Below are 5,177 nucleotides of genomic sequence, written 5' to 3' on the forward strand. Positions count from 1 at the left end.
AGAGGGTAGACCACCAAAAAAAACACGGGAAGCCCGCCACGCCAACAAAATTATGTGGTTACTGGATCCCGGGCCTCGTCTCTCTCCCCCCCCCCCCGGCGGCTTTCTGCAGGCCTTTCAGGGCGTGGACGTACGGATACGCCGGAGGGCCCACAGCAGGCGTGCTGTGGGCCCTCCGGCGTCTTGTCGTACCGGCGCGCCTACGCCTCGCGGCGCAGCGTCGGCTTGAGCTCCTTCAGACGGCCCAGCAGACCGTTGACGAAGGAGGGCGACTCGTCGGTCGAGAACTCCTTCGCCAGCTGCACCATCTCGTCCAGGACGACGGCGTCCGGGGTCTCGTCCACCCAGATCAGCTCGTAGGCGCCCAGGCGCAGGATGTTGCGGTCGACGACCGGCATCCGGTCCAGCGTCCAGCCGACCGCGTACTGGGCGATCAGCTCGTCGATGCGCTTCGCGTGCTCCGCGTAGCCCTCGACCAGCTGCATCGTGTACTCGCTCACCGGCGGCTGCCTGGTGTCGGCCCGGGAGAGCCGGATCCAGTCCGCGAGGACCGTCAGGACGTCGGCGCCGCGCTGGTCGCCCTCGAAGAGGATCTGGAAGGCGCGCTTGCGGGCCGTGTTGCGGGCGGCCACGGTTAGCTGTTCACCCGGCCGAGGTAGTCGCTCGTGCGGGTGTCGACCTTGATCTTCTCACCGGTGGTGATGAAGAGCGGGACCTGGATCTGGTGGCCGGTCTCCAGGGTGGCGGGCTTGGTGCCACCGGTGGAGCGGTCGCCCTGGACGCCCGGCTCGGTCTCCTGGACGACCAGCTCGACGGCGGCCGGCAGCTCGACGAAGAGCACCTCACCCTCGTGCCGGGCGACGGTGGCGGTGAAGCCCTCGATGAGGAAGTTGGCGGCGTCGCCGACGGCCTTGCGGTCGACCATCAGCTGGTCGTAGGTCTCCATGTCCATGAAGACGAAGTAGTCGCCGTCCATGTACGAGAACTGCATGTCGCGCTTGTCGACAGTGGCCGTCTCGACCTTGACACCGGCGTTGAAGGTCTTGTCGACGACCTTGCCGGAGAGCACGTTCTTGAGCTTGGTGCGCACGAATGCCGGGCCCTTGCCGGGCTTGACGTGCTGGAACTCGACGACGGACCAGAGCTGGCCGCCTTCGAGCTTGAGCACCATGCCGTTCTTGAGGTCGTTCGTGGAAGCCACGGTTGCGGAATCTCCTGGACTGACGTACGACCCTGGGGCATGCGCACAGCGCGAGGCTAGAGCGCGAGCAGCTCCTTGGTCGTGATGGTGAGTAGCTCGGGTCCGCCGTCCGCCTCGGGGCGTACGACGAGCGTGTCATCGATCCGGACACCGCCCCGGCCCGGGAGGTGGACCCCCGGTTCGACGGTGACCGGCACGCAAGCGTCCAGTTTACCCATGGCGGCGGGGGCCAACTGCGGGTCCTCGTCGATTTCGAGTCCGACGCCGTGTCCGGTCAGCGGTGGCAGGGCTTCCGCATAGCCCGCGGAGTCCAGTGCCTGACGTGCCGCGCGGTCGACGTCACGGTAGGCGGCGCCGGGCGTCAGGGACTCGCGCCCGGCGCGCTGCGCGGCGAAGACGAGGTCGTACAGCTCGATCTGCCAGTCCGCGGGCGAGGTGCCGATGACGAAGGTACGGCCGATCTCGCAGCGGTAGCCGCGGTAGGTGGCGCCCAGGCAGACGGAGAGGAAGTCGCCCTCCTCAACCCGCCGGTCGGTGGGCCGGTGGCCGGGGCGGCCGGAGTTCGGTCCGGTGGCCACGGAGGTCGGGAAGGCGGGCCCGTCGGCGCCATGGTCGACCAGCCCCCGCTCCAGCTCCAGCGCGAGGTGCCGCTCGGTGCGGCCGACCAGGATCGACTCCAGCAGCTCGCCGAGGGCCTGGTCGGCGATCTCGGCACCGATGCGGAGGCAGGAGATCTCCTCCTCGTCCTTGACGACCCTGAGCTGCTCCACGGCTCCGCCGAGGTTGGCCAGGCGCAGCCCGGGGGCGACGGAGGCCAGGGCCCGGTGGCGGCTGACCGTGAGGTGGTGTTCCTCGACGGCGAGGGAGTCGGCGTCCTGGGCCGCGGAGAGACCGGCCGCCGCGACCGCCGGGTCGCCTCCTGGTGAGGACAGGACGTGCAGCCGCAGGTTCTCGTCCGGCCGCCCTTCGTAGGGGCGGTCTTCCGGCGGGCTCGTGCACACCAGGAGGTCCTCGCCTCTGCCGAGGAGCAGGACGGAGCCCTGCGGGGCCGCGGCCGCGAGGTAGCGCACGTTGGCGGGACGGGTGACGAGCGCTGCCGCAGTACCGGCCGCGTTGAAGTGTTCCCTCAGCCGGGATCGGCGGTTCGCGTACACCTCTGACATGAGATGAGCGTAGGAGTTTTGTGCCGATTGTGCCGATTGAGAGGGGCCGAGTGGGGTTTCGTGGGGGTGGTCACCAGCTCGGCGGGCTCGCTATCGCCCTGGCCAGTACCTCGTCCAGGACGCGGGCCGTGCCCGGCACGTCCAGCTGGGAGTTGTCGATGATCGGCAGGCCCGAGCCGTACCAGCCGGCCATGCGGCCGTGGATGCGGGCGACCTCCTCGTCGGTGAGCCGGCGGTTGCCGGTGCGCTCGGCGTTGCGCTCGAGGACGATGTCGAGGCCCGGGAGGAGGACGACGGGGAGCAGGCCGGGGCCGACGTGGCGCTTCCAGCCGCCGAGGCCCACGACGGGACGGTCCGGGAAGACGGCGTCGTCCAGGATGCAGGAGATGCCGTTGGCCAGGAAGTTCCGGGCGGCGAAACCGCAGGTGCGGCGGGCCAGCCGGTACTGGGCCTCGGAGTTGTCGTTCCACCCCGACTGCGGGTTCGCGTAACCCGAGCGGACCCACTCGCGGACGTCGTCCAGGCTGACGTGGGCGGTGGGCACCCGGCGGTGGTCCGCCCAGAATTTGGCCACGCTGGTCTTTCCCGCGCCCGCTGGGCCGATCAGCAGCACCGCGAGGGTGGTGTCCGTCGGGTCCGGGACGGTGGCCGCGGCCGATGGCGCGGTCGGCACGCCGACCGGGCCGCCCGGCGGCAGTGGTACGTGACCGGTGGCGTCGGGCGGCGGCGGGGCGGGGACGTGCGGCGGGACCAGGGGCTGCTGGGGTGCCGGCGGCGCGGGGGCGGAGGGAGGTGCGGAGCTCGCTCCGGCTCCCGGGTAGCCCGGTGGCGGCGGGGGCACGGGTGCGGGACCCTGCTGCGCTCCCGGATGGTGTGCGGCCGACGCCCAGCCGGCGTGCGGTCCCTGCCCCGGCTGGTGGGGCGGCGGCAGCGGAGACCCCACTGCGTGCTGCATCCGTTGCCACTCCGTCTCGTACACACTTCTGGCGCTGGCAGGCGGGTGCGGAGCCCGCTCCTTACCGAACGGTACCGCCCCGGCCGTCGTTTGGTGCAACGACCGGGGGCGGTCCGAAGTGCCCGGTCCGCCAAGGGAATCGGGCGGAAGGAACAGCGGGGTACTTACTGGCCCACTTCTCCGTAGGCGGCGAGCAGGACGGCCGGGTCCGGGCCCTCCAGGACGGTCGGCTTGGCGAGCCCGTCGAGCACGATGAAGCGCAGCAGGTCGCCACGGGACTTCTTGTCCACCTTCATCGTCTCCAGCAGCTTGGGCCACTGGTCGTAGCGGTAGTGCAGCGGCAGCCCGACGGACTCCAGGACGGTGCGGTGTCGGTCCGCCGTAGCGTCGTCCAACCGGCCCGCCAGACGGCCCAGTTCGGCGGCGAAGTGCATACCGACCGCGACCGCCGCGCCGTGCCGCCACTTGTAGCGCTCGTTCTTCTCGATGGCGTGGGCGAGCGTGTGACCGTAGTTCAGGATCTCCCGCAGGCCCGACTCCTTCAGGTCCGAGGACACGACGTCGGCCTTCACCCGGATCGAACGCTCGATCAGCTCGGCCGTGTGCGGGCCCGTCGGGGTGCGGGCGGCCTCGGGGTCGGCCTCGATCAGGTCCAGGATCACCGGGTCGGAGATGAAGCCGGCCTTGATGATCTCCGCGAGGCCGGAGACGTAGTCGTTGACCGGGAGCGAGTCCAGCGCCGCGAGGTCGCACAGGACGCCGGCCGGCGGGTGGAAGGCGCCCACCAGGTTCTTGCCCTCGGCGGTGTTGATGCCGGTCTTGCCACCGACCGCCGCGTCCACCATGGCCAGCACGGTGGTCGGGATCGCGATCCAGCGCACCCCGCGGAGCCAGGTGGCGGCCACGAACCCGGCGAGGTCCGTGGTCGCGCCGCCGCCGACGCCGACGACGACGTCGGTGCGGGTGAAACCGGACTGGCCCAGCGCCCTCCAGCAGTAGGCGGCCACCTCGGCGGTCTTGGCCTCCTCGGCGTTGGGCACCTGGATGGCGACGGCCTCGTACCCCTGCCCGGCCAGGTCGGCGCGCAGCGCGTCACCGGTCTCGGCCAGGGCCTCCGGGTGGATCACCGCGACCCGCTTGGCGCGCGGCCCGATCAGCCCCGCCAGTTCGCCCAGGAGTTGCCGGCCGACCAGCACCTCGTAGGGGTCGGTGCCCTCGGTGCCGGCGACCTGGATCCGGGTGACTGCCTCGCTCATGCTTCCTTCAACTCCAGTGCGTCCAGCGCTGCTCGGGTGACCTCTTCGGGGGTGCGGCCGTCGGTCGGCACGACGGCGGTGGCGACCTCCTCGTACAGGTGGCGGCGGGCCTCCATCAGCTCGCGCCACTGCTTGCGCGGGTTGACGGCGAGCAGCGGGCGGGCCACGTTCAGGCCGGTGCGCTTGACGGCCTCCTCGACGTCCATGGACAGGTAGACCACCCGCTGCCCGGCGAGCAGCGCCCGGGTGTCCGCGTCCAGGACGGCGCCGCCGCCGAGCGCGAGGACGCCGTCGTGCCCGGCGAGCGCGCTGCGCACCGCGCTCTTCTCGATCGCGCGGAAGGCGGCCTCGCCCTCGTCCACGAAGATCTCGGCGATGGTGCGGCCCTCGGCGGCGACGATGTCGTCGTCGGTGTCCCGGTAGCCGAGCCCCAGCCGCTCGGCCATGAGCCGCCCGACCGTGGACTTGCCCACGCCCATCGGGCCGACGAGTACGACCGCAGGCACGGCGCTCACCGGATGGCGAGGTTGTCGAGGTACGACTGCACGTTGCGGCGGGTCTCCGGCACGGAGTCGCCGCCGAACTTCTCCGCGACGGCGTCC

Annotated in this window: 6 protein-coding genes; all 6 read right to left on the minus strand. The window is 71.3% G+C overall.

The window, feature by feature from the left end; genetic code table 11:
* Nucleotides 1-200 precede the first annotated feature (200 nt).
* Nucleotides 201-632 carry a transcription antitermination factor NusB gene (gene nusB / locus AC07CM_RS33165; protein ID WP_478880168.1) on the minus strand — a complete coding sequence of 144 codons (432 nt, stop codon included), beginning with the start codon at nt 630-632 and terminating at the stop codon, nt 201-203.
* A gap of 2 nt (nt 633-634) precedes the next feature.
* On the minus strand, nt 635-1,201 hold the full coding sequence (gene efp / locus AC07CM_RS33170) for an elongation factor P (RefSeq protein WP_478880169.1): 567 nt from the start codon (nt 1,199-1,201) through the stop codon (nt 635-637).
* Between the two features lie 56 nt (nt 1,202-1,257).
* On the minus strand, nt 1,258-2,364 hold the full coding sequence (locus AC07CM_RS33175; protein WP_478880170.1) for an aminopeptidase P family protein: 1,107 nt from the start codon (nt 2,362-2,364) through the stop codon (nt 1,258-1,260).
* A gap of 70 nt (nt 2,365-2,434) precedes the next feature.
* Nucleotides 2,435-3,319 carry a Pro-rich N-terminal domain-containing protein gene (locus tag AC07CM_RS33180; RefSeq protein ID WP_478880171.1) on the minus strand — a complete coding sequence of 295 codons (885 nt, stop codon included), beginning with the start codon at nt 3,317-3,319 and terminating at the stop codon, nt 2,435-2,437.
* 164 nt (nt 3,320-3,483) lie between these two features.
* Nucleotides 3,484-4,575, minus strand: a complete 1,092-nt coding sequence (aroB, locus tag AC07CM_RS33185; protein WP_478880172.1) for a 3-dehydroquinate synthase — start codon at nt 4,573-4,575, stop codon at nt 3,484-3,486.
* Nucleotides 4,572-5,054: a shikimate kinase gene (locus AC07CM_RS33190; RefSeq protein WP_478880178.1), complete on the minus strand. Its 483-nt coding sequence runs from the start codon at nt 5,052-5,054 to the stop codon at nt 4,572-4,574. The genes aroB and AC07CM_RS33190 overlap by 4 nt, the downstream gene beginning before the upstream one ends.
* Nucleotides 5,055-5,177 lie beyond the last annotated feature (123 nt).

The sequence above is a fragment of the Streptomyces sp. NPDC044061 genome (genome assembly GCF_056434305.1).